Origin of the sequence: Mycobacterium sp. (assembly GCF_025965855.1) — a bacterium.
Lineage (GTDB): Bacteria > Actinomycetota > Actinomycetes > Mycobacteriales > Mycobacteriaceae > Mycobacterium.
The window spans coordinates 19228-34232 of record NZ_JAOPWB010000063.1; the positions used below are offsets into that span (position 1 = coordinate 19228).

20 protein-coding genes are annotated in these 15005 nt (G+C 66.5%); 3 read left to right on the forward strand and 17 right to left on the reverse strand.

Annotated features, from left to right (window positions below):
• Positions 1–138: 138 nt before the first annotated feature.
• The 7 genes from JWP83_RS04610 to JWP83_RS04640 form a co-directional block, all read right to left on the reverse strand.
• Positions 139–1056, reverse strand: a complete 918-nt coding sequence (locus tag JWP83_RS04610) for a formate/nitrite transporter family protein (protein WP_297726445.1) — start codon at positions 1054–1056, stop codon at positions 139–141.
• Positions 1053–1322, reverse strand: a complete 270-nt coding sequence (locus tag JWP83_RS04615) for a hypothetical protein (protein WP_297726448.1) — start codon at positions 1320–1322, stop codon at positions 1053–1055. Before JWP83_RS04615 ends, JWP83_RS04610 begins: the two co-directional genes overlap by 4 nt.
• Complete coding sequence (locus tag JWP83_RS04620) at positions 1319–1948, reverse strand: RNA polymerase sigma factor (protein ID WP_297726451.1); 630 nt, start codon at positions 1946–1948, stop codon at positions 1319–1321. Before JWP83_RS04620 ends, JWP83_RS04615 begins: the two co-directional genes overlap by 4 nt.
• A gap of 10 nt (positions 1949–1958) precedes the next feature.
• On the reverse strand, positions 1959–3026 hold the full coding sequence (locus JWP83_RS04625; RefSeq protein WP_297726454.1) for an acyl-CoA dehydrogenase family protein: 1068 nt from the start codon (positions 3024–3026) through the stop codon (positions 1959–1961).
• Positions 3023–3496: a cyanase gene (cynS, locus tag JWP83_RS04630; RefSeq protein ID WP_297726458.1), complete on the reverse strand. Its 474-nt coding sequence runs from the start codon at positions 3494–3496 to the stop codon at positions 3023–3025. Before cynS ends, JWP83_RS04625 begins: the two co-directional genes overlap by 4 nt.
• A gap of 31 nt (positions 3497–3527) precedes the next feature.
• Positions 3528–4052, reverse strand: coding sequence for an OsmC family protein (locus tag JWP83_RS04635; protein WP_297726461.1), 525 nt, complete (start codon positions 4050–4052; stop codon positions 3528–3530).
• A 327-nt stretch (positions 4053–4379) separates the two neighbouring features.
• On the reverse strand, positions 4380–5216 hold the full coding sequence (locus JWP83_RS04640) for a DUF3097 domain-containing protein (RefSeq protein ID WP_297726464.1): 837 nt from the start codon (positions 5214–5216) through the stop codon (positions 4380–4382).
• Between the two features lie 212 nt (positions 5217–5428).
• On the opposite strand from JWP83_RS04640, the gene JWP83_RS04645 reads away from it, so the two are divergent.
• Positions 5429–5716, forward strand: a complete 288-nt coding sequence (locus JWP83_RS04645) for a DUF3349 domain-containing protein (protein WP_297726467.1) — start codon at positions 5429–5431, stop codon at positions 5714–5716.
• A gap of 78 nt (positions 5717–5794) precedes the next feature.
• Here the strand turns inward: JWP83_RS04645 and JWP83_RS04650 are convergent, their stop codons facing one another.
• From JWP83_RS04650 to JWP83_RS04670, 5 genes are read right to left on the reverse strand one after another with little or no spacing between them, the layout of a single operon-like run.
• Positions 5795–6865 carry an ABC transporter ATP-binding protein gene (locus JWP83_RS04650; protein ID WP_297726469.1) on the reverse strand — a complete coding sequence of 357 codons (1071 nt, stop codon included), beginning with the start codon at positions 6863–6865 and terminating at the stop codon, positions 5795–5797.
• A gap of 2 nt (positions 6866–6867) precedes the next feature.
• Entirely contained in the window at positions 6868–7710 is an 843-nt protein-coding gene (locus JWP83_RS04655; RefSeq protein ID WP_297726473.1) for a carbohydrate ABC transporter permease, read from the reverse strand.
• Positions 7697–8632: a carbohydrate ABC transporter permease gene (locus JWP83_RS04660; protein ID WP_297726476.1), complete on the reverse strand. Its 936-nt coding sequence runs from the start codon at positions 8630–8632 to the stop codon at positions 7697–7699. The genes JWP83_RS04655 and JWP83_RS04660 overlap by 14 nt, the downstream gene beginning before the upstream one ends.
• On the reverse strand, positions 8629–9951 hold the full coding sequence (locus JWP83_RS04665) for a sugar ABC transporter substrate-binding protein (RefSeq protein WP_297726479.1): 1323 nt from the start codon (positions 9949–9951) through the stop codon (positions 8629–8631). Before JWP83_RS04665 ends, JWP83_RS04660 begins: the two co-directional genes overlap by 4 nt.
• Positions 9941–10603, reverse strand: a complete 663-nt coding sequence (locus tag JWP83_RS04670; protein ID WP_297726482.1) for a sigma factor-like helix-turn-helix DNA-binding protein — start codon at positions 10601–10603, stop codon at positions 9941–9943. The genes JWP83_RS04665 and JWP83_RS04670 overlap by 11 nt, the downstream gene beginning before the upstream one ends.
• Before the next feature lie 168 nt (positions 10604–10771).
• Between JWP83_RS04670 and JWP83_RS04675 the strand changes: the two genes are divergently transcribed.
• Positions 10772–11122, forward strand: a complete 351-nt coding sequence (locus JWP83_RS04675) for a DoxX family protein (RefSeq protein WP_297726485.1) — start codon at positions 10772–10774, stop codon at positions 11120–11122.
• Positions 11123–11124: 2 nt separating this feature from the next.
• On the opposite strand, the gene JWP83_RS04680 is transcribed toward JWP83_RS04675, so the two are convergent.
• The gene (locus JWP83_RS04680; protein ID WP_297726488.1) at positions 11125–11943 is read right to left on the reverse strand and encodes a ketosteroid isomerase family protein; all 819 of its coding nucleotides are present in this window, start codon (positions 11941–11943) and stop codon (positions 11125–11127) included.
• Entirely contained in the window at positions 11943–12503 is a 561-nt protein-coding gene (pncA, locus tag JWP83_RS04685; protein WP_297726491.1) for a pyrazinamidase PncA, read from the reverse strand. The genes JWP83_RS04680 and pncA overlap by 1 nt, the downstream gene beginning before the upstream one ends.
• A gap of 97 nt (positions 12504–12600) precedes the next feature.
• On the opposite strand from pncA, the gene JWP83_RS04690 reads away from it, so the two are divergent.
• Positions 12601–13581 (forward strand): DoxX family protein, encoded by a 981-nt coding sequence (locus tag JWP83_RS04690; protein ID WP_297726494.1) that lies wholly within the window; start codon positions 12601–12603, stop codon positions 13579–13581.
• A gap of 7 nt (positions 13582–13588) precedes the next feature.
• Here the strand turns inward: JWP83_RS04690 and JWP83_RS04695 are convergent, their stop codons facing one another.
• The 3 genes from JWP83_RS04695 to JWP83_RS04705 form a co-directional block, all read right to left on the reverse strand.
• A complete protein-coding gene (locus tag JWP83_RS04695; RefSeq protein ID WP_297726497.1) occupies positions 13589–14167 on the reverse strand; it encodes a zeta toxin family protein in 579 nt (192 codons plus the stop codon).
• Positions 14168–14185: 18 nt separating this feature from the next.
• On the reverse strand, positions 14186–14575 hold the full coding sequence (locus JWP83_RS04700; RefSeq protein ID WP_297726500.1) for a hypothetical protein: 390 nt from the start codon (positions 14573–14575) through the stop codon (positions 14186–14188).
• 85 nt (positions 14576–14660) lie between these two features.
• Entirely contained in the window at positions 14661–15005 is a 345-nt protein-coding gene (locus JWP83_RS04705; RefSeq protein ID WP_297726503.1) for a DUF2784 domain-containing protein, read from the reverse strand.

Genomic DNA, 15005 nt, shown 5'->3' on the forward strand with positions numbered 1-15005 from the left:
CGATCACGGGTGTCCGGACCGAATGCAGGGGCGTGTTGCTGACGGAGCCCACTGCCAGGGAATCGGGGTACGGAACCGGCGGCCGTCGCTAAACACTTTGGGGCCGCAAGTTCTCGGATGTAACCGCCCCGTCGCGGGCTAATCGGGGATTGTTTGGATCTGACGCCGCTGCAGCTGCGCGATGATCCAGAAGGGCAACGCCACGAAGACCGTGCCGCCGATCAAATTGCCCACGGTGGTGATGCCGATGTTGGTGAGCAAGCCGTCGTGGCCGAAGCCCCAGCTGATCCCGGCGCGCGGCGCGGCGGGATGAAACAGGTTGAGCAGCAGGGGAAGCCCGAGGAACCCGACGTTCGCGATCACATGCTGGGTGCCGCCGATCACAAACGCGAACGGCCCGTAGAACGCGAACGCCATCCGCGCGACGTCGCTGCGGGCCTTGAAGAACATGCACATCGCGGTCTGCAGGAACCAGGTGCACACCACGGCCAGCAACAGCGCGGTCCCGAGCGGCTGGCCGGCCTTCAAGGCGCCGACGGTTGCCGCCCGCTCGGCGAAGGCGCCCAGATACGGGCCTCCGGCGGCACCGCAGATCGTGACGAACACGAACGCGCCCACGACATTGCCGACGAGACCGACAACAACCAAGGACGCGTAGCCGCCAAGGCTCATAATGCGTTTCAGGACGGCGAGCAACCCCGCGGCCATGTCCGCGGTGATCAGCGACATGCCCGACACCAGGATCAACACGAAGGACATGCCGAACGCCAAGCCCATCAGCAGGCTCGCGACGCCCGGGGTCTTCACACCGGTGCTCACGACCAGCGCGAGCAGCACCCCGAAGGCCACCATCGCACCACCGACCAGTGAACGCATGAACAACGCCCACTTGTGCGCGGCCTTCTCCACCGCCATCGCGGCCACCCGGTCCACCATGGCGCCCACGCTCAGCGGCTCGAACGGGTCCTCGGCGGTCAGCTTGGAGGGCAAGGGAACCAACGTGTCTTCCGTCGGCAGTTGCCTTTCCCGTTGCGGCGCCCGCGCGTCGATCGTCATCCGGGTTGGCCTTTCCTGAAGGCGTTGATCGCGCTGATGACGCCCGAAACGTGCTCGTCGCTGAGCTTCTCCCCGTCAAACACGTGGTTGAGCAGGATCTTGAGGTCGAGCATTTGTTGCAGATAGACCAGGCACGGCGGGCACTCCTTGAGGTGCTTGGCGACGATCGGTCCCCACCGCGTCGGGTCGGCATCGACGAGCTCGTCGACGAGCCGAACGAAGTCGACGCAGTCGATGGCGGGGACTGTGTTGTCGGAGACGGTCATCGTTGATACCGCTTTTCCAATTCGTTTCGGAGATTTCCGCGGGCCCGGTAGAGCAGGGCGCGCTGCGCCTCGGCCGACAGCTGAAGGACCTCGGCCGCCTCTTCGGCCGATGTGCCGACGAGGTCGCGCAGGATGATCAGCTGTCGTTGCCGCTCCGGCAACGCATCCAGCGCGGCGCGCACGAATCCGACGAGCTCACTTGCCACGGTTTGGTCCTCGGGCAGAAAGCGCCGCGACGGCGGGACGCTCCAGTGCCCGGCGTCGGGGTGCCCCGCGGGGTGCATGCGGCCCGACAGTGGGTCGGCCGCTTCGACGGGCGTGGTGGCTAGGACCTCATGGTCGCGGATGCGCGACTCGCGCCGGCGGTGGCGGGACGCGGTGTTCTTGACGATCCCGAATAGCCAGGTGCCCACCGAGGAACGTCCCTCGAACGAATCGGAGGACTGCAGGACCTGCACCCATGCCTCCTGGACCGCTTCTTCGGCCACCGTCGTCGAATTGACCATGGTGCGAGCGAAGTTCACCATCGGCCGGTGAAAGTCGCGCACCAAACTGGCCAGCGGGATTCCACCAACCAGTTGTTGAGATTCGGTGCCCTCGGGTGGCACCGCCACCGGAGTCACCATCGACCCTCGCTCAGGCGCATCCAGCGAGTTCCCAGCGCAGTTGCGCTTCCGACGGCGACTGGACGGGAATGAACGCCGCTTCCCGGTAACGCCGACTCGCCGAAGTCTTGCTGGCGTAGCCCTTGCCCCCGGCGGTTCGGATCTCCAGATCGGCGCTCGCGCTGGAAAGTTCGGCGGCGGCAAGCCGCAAAGACAGCAACTCCTTCTTTGTCGGCGCCGTCGCCCCACCGACGGCGGCGGCCAGCCGGGCCAACGTTGCCTCCGCCGAGGCGAGCTGCTCGGTGATGCGGTCGACGTCGGCGGCGAAGACGGCGTTGACCCCCGTCAGTCCGAGCCTGCTTTGTTCCATTGTGGTCCTCGTCAGCCCCAGACACATGGCCGACTGCAGGACAAGGAAAGTCGGGCGCACCGCCCGCAGAAACCCGTCGAAGTCTCGCGACAGCACCTGCTCAGCGGGCACGTACGCGCCTTGCAGCTTTAGGTACGACGAAGCGGTGCTACCCATTGCCAACAGGTCGAAGTGATCCCCCACGACGACGCCCGGCGTAGTCAACGGCACTGCCACGATCAGCTTTTCACCGGCGTCGGTGCTTACCGCGGTGACCAAAGTCGAGTCGGTGAAGAGGTTGCTGGCCCACCTGATCGGACCGGACACCTCGTAGCCGTCGTCGACCGGTTTGGCCGTCAATTCCAGGCTTCCACAGCCCGCGGCTTCCTTGAACGCCGCAGCCATGCCGGTGACCCCGAGCGTGGTCCCGGCAACCAGCGGCTGCGCGGCCGCAGTGCTGAAAGGTGTTGCGGCGGTGAGCAAGTACTCGACTGCCATCCGGTGGGCCCATAACGAGAACCCCGTGCTCATGCACTCTCCCGAGATCCGCCGGATGACGTCAGCCATGTCGGGGAGCCTGCCGTCGGCGTTGCCCGGTGCGCCAATGCCGACGAGTCCGGCCGCACCCAGTGCGGCGAAGCTGCGCCGCGAGTGGTGCTCACCGCGGTCCAGCGCCCCGGCGTGGGCCCGAATGTCGTCTAACAATCCGGAATCCAATTGGCTGGCAGCGGGATCCATCGTCGCCGTCATTTCATTACCTCCTGGGCGTGCTGGGCAGCGTGCTGCCATGCGTAATCGAGGAACTTGCCATCGAAAGTGACGACCACCCTGTCGCCTGCCGGGTGCGGCCGTCGTTCAACGCTCATCTGAAAGTTGATGGCGCTCATGATGCCGTCACCGAATTCCTCCTGGATGAGTTCCTTGATGGCCGGACCGTAGACCGCCAGTGCCTCGTGGAACCGGTAGATCGTGGGATCGTTCACCACGGCAGGATCGGATCCTCGGTACGACGTCAGTTGAAGAACTGCGACCGCCTCATCGTCGAGGTCGAGAAGCGCTGCGACGGTTGCTGCGTCGCCGGCCGAAAGCGGATGCTGGCCGAGCAGCGCCGCGACGGTCCATACCGCGTCCTTGCCGATCGATTCGGCGATCTTCGCCCAGCTCACACCGCGCTTGGCGCGAGCCAGCCTGATGGCCTCGGCAAGGGCACTTTTCGTCAATGTTGGCACAGTGAGTTTCCTACCAAGGGACCTATTCGGTGACCAGCGTCGAGCCGACGCTCACCGGGTTGCGGAACGTGTTGACCACGGGCGACCACGCGATCGCGCTGTCGTGGATCTCCTTGAGGGTCGCTTCGTCGGCATCACCGGCGAGGGTTACCTTGCAGCGGACCGCGCTGAAGCCGAGGCGTTTGCCGTCGGGGGTGTCGCCCACCCCCCATACCGCGGAGATGTCGATGTCGCCTTCCATCTCGACCTCGATCTTGGTGAGGGTCACGCCTCGGTGGGTGGCGTTGGCCAGGAGCCCGACCGAAACGCAAGACCCCAATGCCGCCAGGGCGGTTTCGGAGGGGTTCGGCGCCGAGTCGTCTCCCAGCAACGCGGGCGGCTCACCGACCAGCATCGGCACAAGGTCGCGCACGTAGGTCATGTTGCGGAATCCTGCCTCGCAGACCGTCGTGGCTTTCAGCGTCTTCTTTCCTGCGTTGGGGTTGGCCTTGGCGTTACACGACAGCCGGTCGAGCCCTTCGGCGTCGATGACGAGCGCGTCGGTCATGAACTTCCTCCGTTTCCCGCTGATTATTGGGTCTTCACGGATTTAGTGCTCATCGGCGACCGACGCGTGACGGCGGGCGAGATTGTTTTACGTGGACGACACGAGACATCACTTTTCTGAAACATCGCGGCCGCCCGCGGTTACGAACGCGGCGTGCGGTGTTGCTGAGGTGAAGCGACCCTGCCGATGTTGTGGCCCTCGTTAGGCGCGCGCGGCGGAGCCAAGATAGCTGATCCGAGGTGGCGTCCGCATTCTTGAGCAGGTCGTGGGCGCCATACCGGTTCGGCAGGCGAATAAAATCCTGCGGATCTTTTTTGACCCAGAGGTTCAGGGCCCGGGCGGTTGCGTCACGAAATCGATGAGTTCTTCGACGCGGCCGATGAGTGCCGGTTCCAGGTCGTTCCAGTCGCGCACCCTCGAGCGGATGCGCCGCCAGGCGCGAGCGATGTCCGCCTGGTTGGCGTGCGGCATGCCCAGCGCCGCACAGGCGCCGTGCTTCCATTCCAGGTGCCGCGGGACCTGCGGCCAGGCAGCCAGACCAAGCCGCTGCGGCTTTACGGCCTGCCAGATGTCGACATACGGATGCCCCACAACCAAAGTGTCGGGACCGCCCGGTCCCTTCCTGACCGCATCGGCGATCCGCGCCTCCTTCGACCCGTCGACGAGGTGGTCGACGAGCACGCCCAACCGGCGGCCCGGGCCGGGTCCGAACTCCGCCACGATGCCCACCAGATCGTCGACGCCGCCGAGGTGCTCGACGACGACACCCTCGACGCGCAGGTCCTCGCCCCACACCTGCGCGATCAGTTCGGCGTCATGACGGCCCTCGACGTAGATGCGGCTGGCGCGGGCGACCCGGGCGCGGGCACCCGACACCGCGACCGAGCCGGACGCCGTCCTGCCCGTGGCATTGGGCGCCTGGCGTCGAGCTGCGGTGAGGATCACCGGGCGGCCTTCAAGCAGGTACCCAGGGCCGAGGGGAAAGCCACGGGTGTGGCCGTGGCGGTCCTCCAGGTCGATGCGACCGTATTCGACTCGCACCACCGCACCGACGTAGCCGGTCTCGACGTCCTCGACTACCAGGCCCAGCTCCGCCGGGTGTTCGGTCGAGCGAGGCTTGCGCCGACCCGCCGCGAGGACATCGGTTCCATAGCGATCCACCACCCGGCAATACTAGGAAGCCTTGCGGCCAAACGTCGTTGCGGCGCGCTGCCGTGTCGAAATTTGGTAAAGCACTGAGGATTCGGGTGTAAGTCTGAGAAACTCATAAATAATTAGCAAGTAACTGCGTGGTCTTACCGGGCTGATGACGTAGCCGCTGCTAGGTTGCTAAGTGCCGCTAGTGCGCAGCGTATGGCGGTTAGCGAGGTGGACGTATGGACCTGTCCCATTGGGTGTCGAGCATCGTCGCTTTTGTGCGCGCCGGTTACCCCACCGGTATGCCGGCGACCGGTTATGTGCCACTGGCGGCTCTGTCGCGCCGGCGCGTATCCAACGACGAGATCACCACCATCACAAGAGACCTCATCATGCGCCGATGCGCGCCGATCAGCAGCGCCGATGTCGGGGTGGCCATCACCCACGTCACCAACGCGATGCCCTCCGAGGATGACATCGCGCGCGTGCAACGTCGGCTTCATGCGATCGGATGCGCGAGCGGATAAGTCCGGGCGCCCAACGTCGACTCGTTGCGCGATATCAGCGCAATTTGGCCGAACAACTCCACGTTCGGCCGGTGAAGTCTACGAAATCCTAAGGCCGTCTGTGCCGAAGAAATGCAAATGCCCGGGTTCGGGATGCAGGCGCACGCGGCTGCCCTTTTCCGGTGGGTGACGCGCGTCGGCGCGGGCGACGACGGGCTGACTGATCACCTTGCCCGAGCCCGTGATTCGACCGTAGAGGTAGGCGTCCGCGCCGAGCTCCTCGACGACGTCGACCTCCATCTCGACCCCGAGGCCACCCAGTTCGAAGTGTTCGGGACGGACCCCGACGACGACCTCGCTTGCGGTGCCGTCGATCTCGCGTGGCAACTGGATCGGCCAGTCCCCCAGCGACACCGCGGAGTCCACGATTGGGAGAGTGAACAGGTTCATCGCCGGTGACCCGATGAATCCCGCGACGAATACGTTTTTGGGGTTGCGGTAGAGCTCGCGGGGCGTCGCGAACTGTTGCAGCACGCCGTCGCACAGCACGGCGACCCGGTCCCCCATGGTCATGGCCTCGACCTGGTCGTGGGTAACGTACACGGTGGTGGTGCCGAGCCGCCGCTGCAGCGCGGCGATCTGGTTGCGGGTCTGCACCCGCAGTTTGGCGTCGAGATTGGACAGCGGCTCGTCCATCAGGAACACCCGCGGGCGCCGCACGATCGCGCGGCCCATCGCCACCCGCTGGCGCTGCCCACCGGACAGGTCTTTGGGCTTGCGATCCAGATAGGGTTGCAGATCAAGCAGTTTCGCCGCCGCCAATACCTGCTCGCGGATCTCGGATTTTGAGACCTTGGCGATCTTCAGCGCGAAGCCCATGTTCTGTGCCACGGTCATGTGCGGGTAAAGCGCGTAATTCTGAAAGACCATCGCCACGTCGCGATCCTTGGGGTCGACGTTGGTGACGTCGCGGTCCCCGATCCGGATGCGTCCGGAATCCAGCGTTTCCAGTCCGGCCACCATCCGCAGCGACGTCGTCTTGCCGCAGCCGGACGGTCCGACCAGAACGACGAATTCGCCGTCCCCGACGTCGAGATCGAGGCCATCCAGGGCGGGGCGATCCGTTCCCGGGTAGGTCCGCGTCGCCTGCTCGAAACTCACCGAGGCCATGGCTATCCGTTCATCCCGGTGACGGCGATGCCGCGGACAAAGGAGCGCTGCGCGACGGCGTAGATGATGACCAGCGGCACCATGATCAGCATGGAGGTCGCCATGATCACCGGCCAGCGGGCGACGTATTCGCCCCGCAGCCGAACCAGACCCAGTGTCAGGGTGGCGAGGCTATCGCGTTGCAGCATCAGCAGGGGCCACAGGAAGTCGTTCCACACATTGACCCAGGTGAGCACCGCGAGCACCAGCACCGCCGGCCTCGCATGCGGCAGCAGGATCCGCCAGTAGATCTGCCATGGCGAGCAACCGTCCAGAATTGCCGCCTCCTCGAGATCGGTGGGCAGCGTCCGGAAGAACTGCCGCATGAGATAGGTGCCGAAGGCGCTGCCGAACAAGCCCGGCACGATCATCGCCCATGGCGTGTCCACCCAGCCCAGGGTCCGCATCAGGATGAACTGCGGGATCACCGTGACGGTCAGGGGCACCATGAGGGTGCCCAGGTATAACACGAATAGCGTGTCGCGGCCGCGAAATTGCAGCCGCGCGAAGGCATATCCGGCCAAGGAGCAGAAGAAGACCTGCCCGGCAGTGACGCACCCGGCGTACAGCACTGTGTTGAAGAACATGCGCCAGAACGGCATCAGCGAGAACACCTCGGTGTAGTTCGACCACCGCGGATGCGCCGGCAGCAGGCGTGGCTCGGTCACCTCTCCTTCCCTCTTCAACGAGCCGGACACGGCCCACGCGATCGGGAACAGCCAGCACCACGCGATCGCGAGCAGGGCGGTGTAGACCACAACGGCGCGAAAGACGTTGCGCGTGAACACTCGTTCAGCCGAGAGCACCAGAAGCCTCCAGAGAACGCTGTCGCGTGAGGCGCAGCTGCACGACGGTCAACACGAGCAGGATCGCGAACATCACCCAGGCCAGTGCCGACGCGTAGCCGAATTCCAGGAACGAGAACGCGTGCTGGAACAGCATGATGCCCAGAACGTAGGTCGCGCTTTCCGGACCGCCGTTCGCGCCGTTGAGGACATAGACCATGTCAAACGCCTGGAACGCGTGGATGATCGAAATGACCAGCACGAACGACACGGCCCCCCGGATCAGCGGCACCGTGATGAACACGAACTGCCGGATTTCGCCCGCGCCGTCGATTTTGGCCGCCTCGTATACCGTTTCGGGGACTCCCTGCATCGCGGCCAGCAAGATGACGGTGGCGAACGGCACGCTGCGCCATACGCTGACGATGCATAGCGACACCATGGCCCATTGCGGGTCCACCAGCCATGGGACCGGGCCGATCCCGACCCAGCCGAGCATGATGTTGAGCAGTCCGTTGTCGGTGTTGAAGACGAACTGCCAGACGACCGCCATCACCACCGACGAGATGGCCAGGGGCAGAAAGACAATGGTCCGGACGATGCCGATGCCCTTGACTTTCCGGTTCAGCACGCCGGCCACGAGAAGGCTGACGACGATGGTCGGCACCACCGTGCCCAGGGTGAAGACGACGGTGTTGCGGATGGCGATGAGAAACAGCGGGTCAGAGGTGAACAGCTCATTGAAGTTCTTCAGTCCCACGAACTTTGGCGGCCTGAATACGTCCCACTGCTGGAAGCTCATGTACAGCGAGAACACGAGTGGGAAGATCATGAACACCGCGACCGCCGCCAGGTTGGGCGCGACGAAGAGGCGACCGGCCCGGGCACGGCGTCGCAATGGCCCCGCGCCTTCGGCACCTTTGCGAATATCAGTCAGTGTCATGGATTGCGCAGCACCTCGTCGAGGGCGGGCGACAGGCCGGTCAGCGACGTCGCCGGCCGGGATCCGCGCAGCACAGGACCGAAGCTGCGGTCCATCAGGGCGACGATCTTTTCCCACGCCGGGGTGACCGGCAGTCCATCCGAATACGCCGGCCCTTCGGTGAGCACGGCGAGGTTGCCGATCCGATGGTGTGATTCGGCGAAGCCGGTTGAATTGAGCGCAGAGCGCAGCACCGGCACGAAGAGGGTGGATTCACCGGTCAACGCCTGGCCGACGGGGCCGGTCGCGAATTTCACGAATTCCCATGCCTGCTCCCTGCGTTGACTGCTCGCGGAAATAGCCAGTCCGGTGGACCCGATATTGGAGCGGGCGGGCCGTCCCTGCCGGCGCGGCCCCACCGGCAACGCGGTGACATCGAAATCGAGGTCCTCGGCTCGGATGAACGTCTGGTATCGCCAGTGGCCGCCCATCGCGATCGCCGCCTTGCCCGCCGCGAACAGATCGGGCGTGGACATCGACTGCACCTCGGACGCGTCGGGCGCCACCCTGTGCTTGTTGGACAGGTCGGCGTAGAACTGCACCGCCTCGATGAAGGCGTCGTCGCCGAAATTGAAGTGGGTCGGGTTCGTCAGCGGGGTGGACCACGGTACCCCGTTGTTCATGGCGAACAACCCGGCCGAGTAGTACGAGAACCACATGTTGACGAAACCCCATTGCGTGGCTCGCCCGAATCCGTTTCGCCTGGTGAGAGCTTTGGCGGTTTCCAGAAACTCGGTGAAATTCCACGGCCGCTCCCACGTTGTGGGTGGCGCCGGCAGACCGGCCTCGGCGAAAAGCCGCTTGTTGTAGAACAGGTAGTTCCCGGACCACTGTTCGGGGAGTGCGTACTGGCCCCCGTTGAACGTGAAGGTGTCATACAGCGACGGGATGCTGTCGGACCTCAGTTCGGCCGCGAACGCCGGATCGCGCGCGAGCATGGTGTTGAGGTCCAGCAACACCCCCCGGTCGGCCAGTTCGGCGTAGGTCAATTCCCACGCCATCAGCACATCCGGGCACTTGCCGCCTGCGCAAAACGTCGACAGCTGCTGCATCACGCCCGGCGCGGACAACACCGCCCGAACCTTGATGTCGGGATGACGGCGCTGGAATTCCTCGACGATGCGCATCCTGCGATCCCGCTCGTCCGGATTGGCCGCGAAGAAGAAGGTCAGCGCGTCGTCGTCGGGGGCGCAGCCGGCGGACCAGGGCGCCAGCGACGCCGCGGTGAGCGCACCGGCGCCCCGCAGCAGGCTTCGCCGCCCGAACGGCTTATCGAGCATGGCGCTCCCGATGTTGCCCGGTGGCCGGCGGTCGCGCCGGCTGTCTTCGATGTCCTTGGTACCCGATGGGACTGTGGTGTTGCTGCGATCGCCGACTCGGCAGCGCGAGGACGGCCCGGCGCAGCCGGTCGGGAGCGCGGGTGATGTCGATGCTGTGAATGCGGTTGTCGGCCCCGAAGCCGATCCGCAGCAGGGCCTGCGCGCGCCCGTGGGGCGCGATCACGATGCCCTGGGCACCGTCGATGAGCAGGACGGAACCGGCCCGCGCGCGCTGGGCGAAGCCCTCGACGACCGCGAGGTGCTCGGCCGCACGGCTCGTCTCGACGGCCGGACGGGCGTGCAGTCGGCCGCCGGCCCGGCTTGCGAGCTTCTTCGCGGCGGCCGGCGACCGGTCCAGGAGGGCGGCGATCTTCTCGAACGGCATGGCGAACACATCGTGCAGCACCAGGGCGACGCACTGCGAGGGTGAGAGCCGGTCGAGCACGACGAGCAGGGAGTCGAATCCGTAACGGGTGGCCTTCAGCCACGCCGCCTGCACCGCGTCGTCGGCGTCGGCAACCGATCCGAGCAGCTGAAACGCGACCGACCTCAGGTGTCGTCGATCTGCGTCGAAGCGTTGCGCGAGATCCACAAGATCCTTTGGTGCGCTCAAGGGTCACCCTTTCTGCGTGGGAGTCGTCAAGAAGATGAGCGCATCCATCGAACTCTCTGTCGCAAAGGAGACCAGCACCATGACCCTACCGATTGTGCGCCGCAACGTGCATTGCGGCCATTCGGCTCGCCGCTGCGGAAACACCTGTAGGACAAGGGATTGACGCAGATGTATACCACGTACATCGTGATCACGCTGATAACCGCCGTCGTCACCGCCGGAGTAGCCGTGGCCGACCTCATCCCCGCGGGATTCGTCCTGGCGAACTCGGCCGAGGTCGGGGTGCCGCGCTCTTGGTTGCGGCCACTCGCCGCGGTAAAGCTGGCAGGGGCCGCCGGGCTGGTCGTGGGGCTCCGCACCGCGCCGGCTCTGGGAATTGCGGCCGCCGTCGGCCTGGTGCTGTTCTTCGTCGGCGCGTTCATCACGCACCTGCGGGCCCACATCGTGTACAACATCGCGTTTCCGGGCGCCTATTTGTGCCTGTCGGCGGCAACGCTGGCGCTGACGGTTGCGCACTGACCTCAGGCCGGAAAGTACCTAATCCGGTTGATCGCGTTGCCCGGCCACGCCACGTCGACGAGCATGACACCGCGCCCGTGAGCCGAGTTGACCGAAACCGCGACCGTGCTCCCCGCGCCGATCACCTTGGCCCAGCTTGCCCCGTCGAGCTGTTCGACGAGTTCGGCGATATCGAGCCGGTCATCGTCACCCAAAGTTATTGGGGCCGTTGGTGAGAGCGGACGCAGAGCGGCGGACATGTCTTTTCGGACGACGGCGCCGAGGAAGGTCTCCGCCAGCCTTTTGTGCCGCGCACCGACCCGCCGAAAGCCGGCCACGAAGCCCGCGGTGCCCCGCAATCCCTGATTGGCCAACAAAGCACGCGACAGGTGCAGGGCGGGCGACGCCGCTCGCGACCCCGTTCGCAGAAACTGCAGCATCATCGCCGGCAGCTCCCAATAGGCGCGCAGGTGGGCAATCTTCCAGCGGCCGTTGTCTTCTCGGAGGTCGTAGCGGAGGTACGCGGGAATGTACATCGTCACCGCGGAATCCATTTTCGCGATGGGGCCCATCGACACCTCGAGCTCGAGGTCGCGCAGCACGGCGGTGCCGAACACGACGTCGAGGTCGCGATGGAACTTGATGTCGCGCGGGCCGATGAAGGTGTCGTAGAAGCGGCCGATCTGCGCCTGCCCGACATGGGGGCGCGATCCCACCGGGTCTTCGACCCGGCCGTCGCCGGCGAACAGCCCCACCCATCCGGCGCGGTCGTTCGCGGCGGCCGCCCGGGGCGAGCGCTCCACCGCGGCGAGCAGGCGCTCGCGATCCAGCGGCGCCACCATCACGGGCCGCCGACCAGCTCGATGCCGAGGGTTCGCATCTGTGCCAACGCTTCCGCGGCCGAATCCGCCGCCACAGCGGCGGTCAGGTCCACCAATACCCGAGTGGTCAGGCCGGCCCGCGCCGCGTCCTCGGCGGTCCGCCGGACGCAATGGTCGGTGGCAAGGCCGACCACGTCGACCTCGTCGACCCCGCGCTGGTGCAACCACTCGAGCAGCGGGGTCCCCTTGTCGTCGACGCCCTCGAAGCCGCTGTACGCCGCGCCGTAGGCGCCCTTGCGGAACACCGCCTCGATGCGGCTGGTGTCGAGGGCGGGATGGAAATCCGCACCGGAGCTTTCGGCGACGCAGTGCGGGGGCCACGACGACCGGTAGTCCGGGCGGTCGGAGAAATGGTCACCGGGCTCGATGTGGAAGTCCTCCGTCGCAACGACGTGGTCGTAGCCCGGCTCGCCGGCGAGGTATCCGGTGATGGCGGAAGCCAACGCGGCGCCGCCGGCTATCGCCAGCGAGCCCCCCTCGCAGAAGTCGTTTTGCACGTCGACGATGATCAACGCCCGCACGCGCTCCACCATATCGTCGTCGGGCCAAACGGACGGCCGCGAGCTGCGCCGACGGGCCGACGGTTTGCTTGCCGGCCCGCCGGGTAACCCAGCTGCCATGTTGATCCGCAGAATCGCGAGGCCCCTATTGTCGGCAGTGTTCATCGGCCAGGGAATCGACTCGCTGCTCCATCCCAAGCCGGCGGCGGAAGCCGCGGCGCCGGCGGTTGACGGTCTCCGCTCCCTGCCGGATCCGGTGGGCAGCAGCATTCCCAGCGACCCCAAGACATTCGCACAAATCAACGCGGCCGTTCAGATCGGCGGCGGCCTGCTGCTCGCCGCGGGCAAAGCGCCGCGTATCGCCTCGGCGGCTCTCGCCTTCACGGTGCTGCCGGCCAACCTCGGCGCGCACATGTTCTGGAGTGAGAGCGACCCGCAGCTGAAAGCCCAGAAGCGCAAGGATTTTCTGACCGACCTCAGCCTGGTGGGGGGGCTGATAATCGCGTCCGCCGATACTGCCGGCAAGCCGTCCCTGGGCTGGCGGGGCCGACGGGCGGCGGAACGGATCTCCGATCGGGTGTCGTCGGCGCTGCCGGGATCCGATGATGCCGAACTCGGGGAAAAGATCGTGCATGGCCTGCAGGCCGGCGCCGAACGCGGGCTCGAGCTGGCCAGCACCGCCGCAGAACGAGGCGCCCCGTACGCCGAGGCCGCCCTCGAACGCAGCCGCGAACTGGCCAGCACCGCCGCAGAACGAGGCGCCCCGTACGCCGAGGCCGCCCTCGAACGCGGCCGCGAACTGGCCAGCACCGCCGCGGAAAAGGGTGCCCCCCTGGCGAAGAAGGCGCGCAAACGGGGCGAGGAACTGGCCAGCACGGCGGCGGAAAAGAGCGCGCCACTGGCGAAGAAGGCCCGCAAACGCGGCGAAGAGCTGGCCGACACGGCGCGGGATCGCGGGGTGGAGCTCGCCGAGATCGCGCGGCTACGTGGCAGCGAGTTCGCCAACACGGCGGCCGCGCGCGGCAGTCACCTGGCCGACGCCGCCCGTGATCGGGTCGGCGACGGGGTCGCGACCCGTCGTCGCCGGCGCCCCTGGTAATGCGCGCTCAGTTCGGCCAGCGCGACGGCAGTTCCTCGGCTGCCCAGGCCGGCCAATCGGGGCCGCCGACCACCTCCCCGCCGCTCAGTTGGGCGACGATGCGCGGCCCGCGCAGGCGGCTGTTGTCGTAGACGGTCGCGATGTCGGACAACGCGATGGCGTTGGCGACCAGTGCCCACAAGCGGCGGTGCCGTTCGCGGATTTTGGCCTCGGGCACGTGGTGGCCGCCGGCCTGCACGCGGTGCCTGACGCGCTCGACCGCAAGGTTTTCCGGGACGAGCAACGCATGGAGGACGACGGTGAAGCCCTCGTCGTGCGCGCCGCGAATCAGGTCCAGCTTCGACGGATGCGAAAACACGGTCTCGGCAATCAAAGAGCGGCCCAGCTCGATCAGCTTTGCGCGGGTGTCGGCGGCGATTCGTGCGGCGTCATACGCGTGCGACGCCGGGTCCTCGGGCCAGCGCTGCCTCGCTATCTCGTCGGCGTTGACCACGAGACTTCCAGGCAGCAGTGGCGAGAGGGTGAAGGCGATGAACGTCGACTTGCCGGCACCGTTCGGCCCGACCACCAGGTCCAGTCGGTTCATCGTCCCGCCGGGTCGGGGTCAGCGCCTGGTCGCAAGCACCACCTCGGTGCCGTCGGGTTGGTGCTCGACGATCTCGCCGGCGTCGTTGAGGGCGACTGTGGTGATTCCCTGCCCTGCCAGCGCCGCCCCGTAGTTGGTGCGCGCCAGGCTCTCCTCGACGGCCGCCGAGATTTCGGCGTTGAACACCACACCCTCCTCGACGGTGAGGTCGCTGGTCGCCAAGTGACCGGCCAACGCGGCTTCCACCCGTCGCCGAGAGGTGGTGTGCTGGGTGGACACCGCGCGCCCGACCCGCGCCCAGTGGTCGAGTTGCTGCTTGGCCGAACGGCTCTGGCGGGCACCCTCGGACGCCGCGCTGTCCATCAGGTCGGCGGCAACCCGCGTGACGCGATCGAGGGCCTCTGCCATGACGTTCCTCCGCTCCTGCAGCACTCCGTTACAAACCGTAGCATAATGCTACACCCCGTGCCGGGCGCCGAGGGTGGCCCCGCACCTACCGAACTCGGAAATACACGGCCCATGACACCGCGACGAGTGCGAACGCGGCGACCTGCACGCCCATCAGCCAGCCGGCGGGATAGAGCGTTCCGGTGACGTAATGGGCGATGAATCCGTCCGGCGGCAGCGGCGCCATGCCGGCCCGGTAGCGCGCCCAGCGCTCCGCCCACGTCAACGGACAGTCCGTCCGCTTCGTGGCGATGGCCGCCGCCCAGATCACCGCCGGGACGTGGAGCCACATCGTGCGCCGCCAGCGCAACGCGAGGAAACCGCCGATAACCACGTAGCCGATGAAGGCGAAGTGCAGCGCCACGAGCAGCCCAGCCGCGATTGCGTACAT

Bases quoted from the DNA above. Each gene is read 5' to 3' on its own strand.
- JWP83_RS04700 (WP_297726500.1), bottom strand. From the start codon at position 14,575: ATGGCAGAGGCCCTCGATCGCGTCACGCGGGTTGCCGCCGACCTGATG.
- JWP83_RS04650 (WP_297726469.1), bottom strand. From the start codon at position 6,865: ATGGCCTCGGTGAGTTTCGAGCAGGCGACGCGGACCTACCCGGGAACG.
- JWP83_RS04665 (WP_297726479.1), bottom strand. From the start codon at position 9,951: ATGCTCGATAAGCCGTTCGGGCGGCGAAGCCTGCTGCGGGGCGCCGGT.
- JWP83_RS04675 (WP_297726485.1), top strand. From the start codon at position 10,772: ATGTATACCACGTACATCGTGATCACGCTGATAACCGCCGTCGTCACC.
- JWP83_RS04620 (WP_297726451.1), bottom strand. From the start codon at position 1,948: ATGGTGACTCCGGTGGCGGTGCCACCCGAGGGCACCGAATCTCAACAA.
- JWP83_RS04695 (WP_297726497.1), bottom strand. From the start codon at position 14,167: ATGAACCGACTGGACCTGGTGGTCGGGCCGAACGGTGCCGGCAAGTCG.
- JWP83_RS04680 (WP_297726488.1), bottom strand. From the start codon at position 11,943: ATGGTGGCGCCGCTGGATCGCGAGCGCCTGCTCGCCGCGGTGGAGCGC.
- JWP83_RS04625 (WP_297726454.1), bottom strand. From the start codon at position 3,026: ATGACGGCGACGATGGATCCCGCTGCCAGCCAATTGGATTCCGGATTG.
- JWP83_RS04610 (WP_297726445.1), bottom strand. From the start codon at position 1,056: ATGACGATCGACGCGCGGGCGCCGCAACGGGAAAGGCAACTGCCGACG.
- JWP83_RS04705 (WP_297726503.1), bottom strand. From the start codon at position 15,005: ATGTACGCAATCGCGGCTGGGCTGCTCGTGGCGCTGCACTTCGCCTTC.
- JWP83_RS04635 (WP_297726461.1), bottom strand. From the start codon at position 4,052: ATGACCGACGCGCTCGTCATCGACGCCGAAGGGCTCGACCGGCTGTCG.
- JWP83_RS04690 (WP_297726494.1), top strand. From the start codon at position 12,601: ATGTTGATCCGCAGAATCGCGAGGCCCCTATTGTCGGCAGTGTTCATC.
- JWP83_RS04615 (WP_297726448.1), bottom strand. From the start codon at position 1,322: ATGACCGTCTCCGACAACACAGTCCCCGCCATCGACTGCGTCGACTTC.
- JWP83_RS04660 (WP_297726476.1), bottom strand. From the start codon at position 8,632: ATGACACTGACTGATATTCGCAAAGGTGCCGAAGGCGCGGGGCCATTG.
- JWP83_RS04645 (WP_297726467.1), top strand. From the start codon at position 5,429: ATGGACCTGTCCCATTGGGTGTCGAGCATCGTCGCTTTTGTGCGCGCC.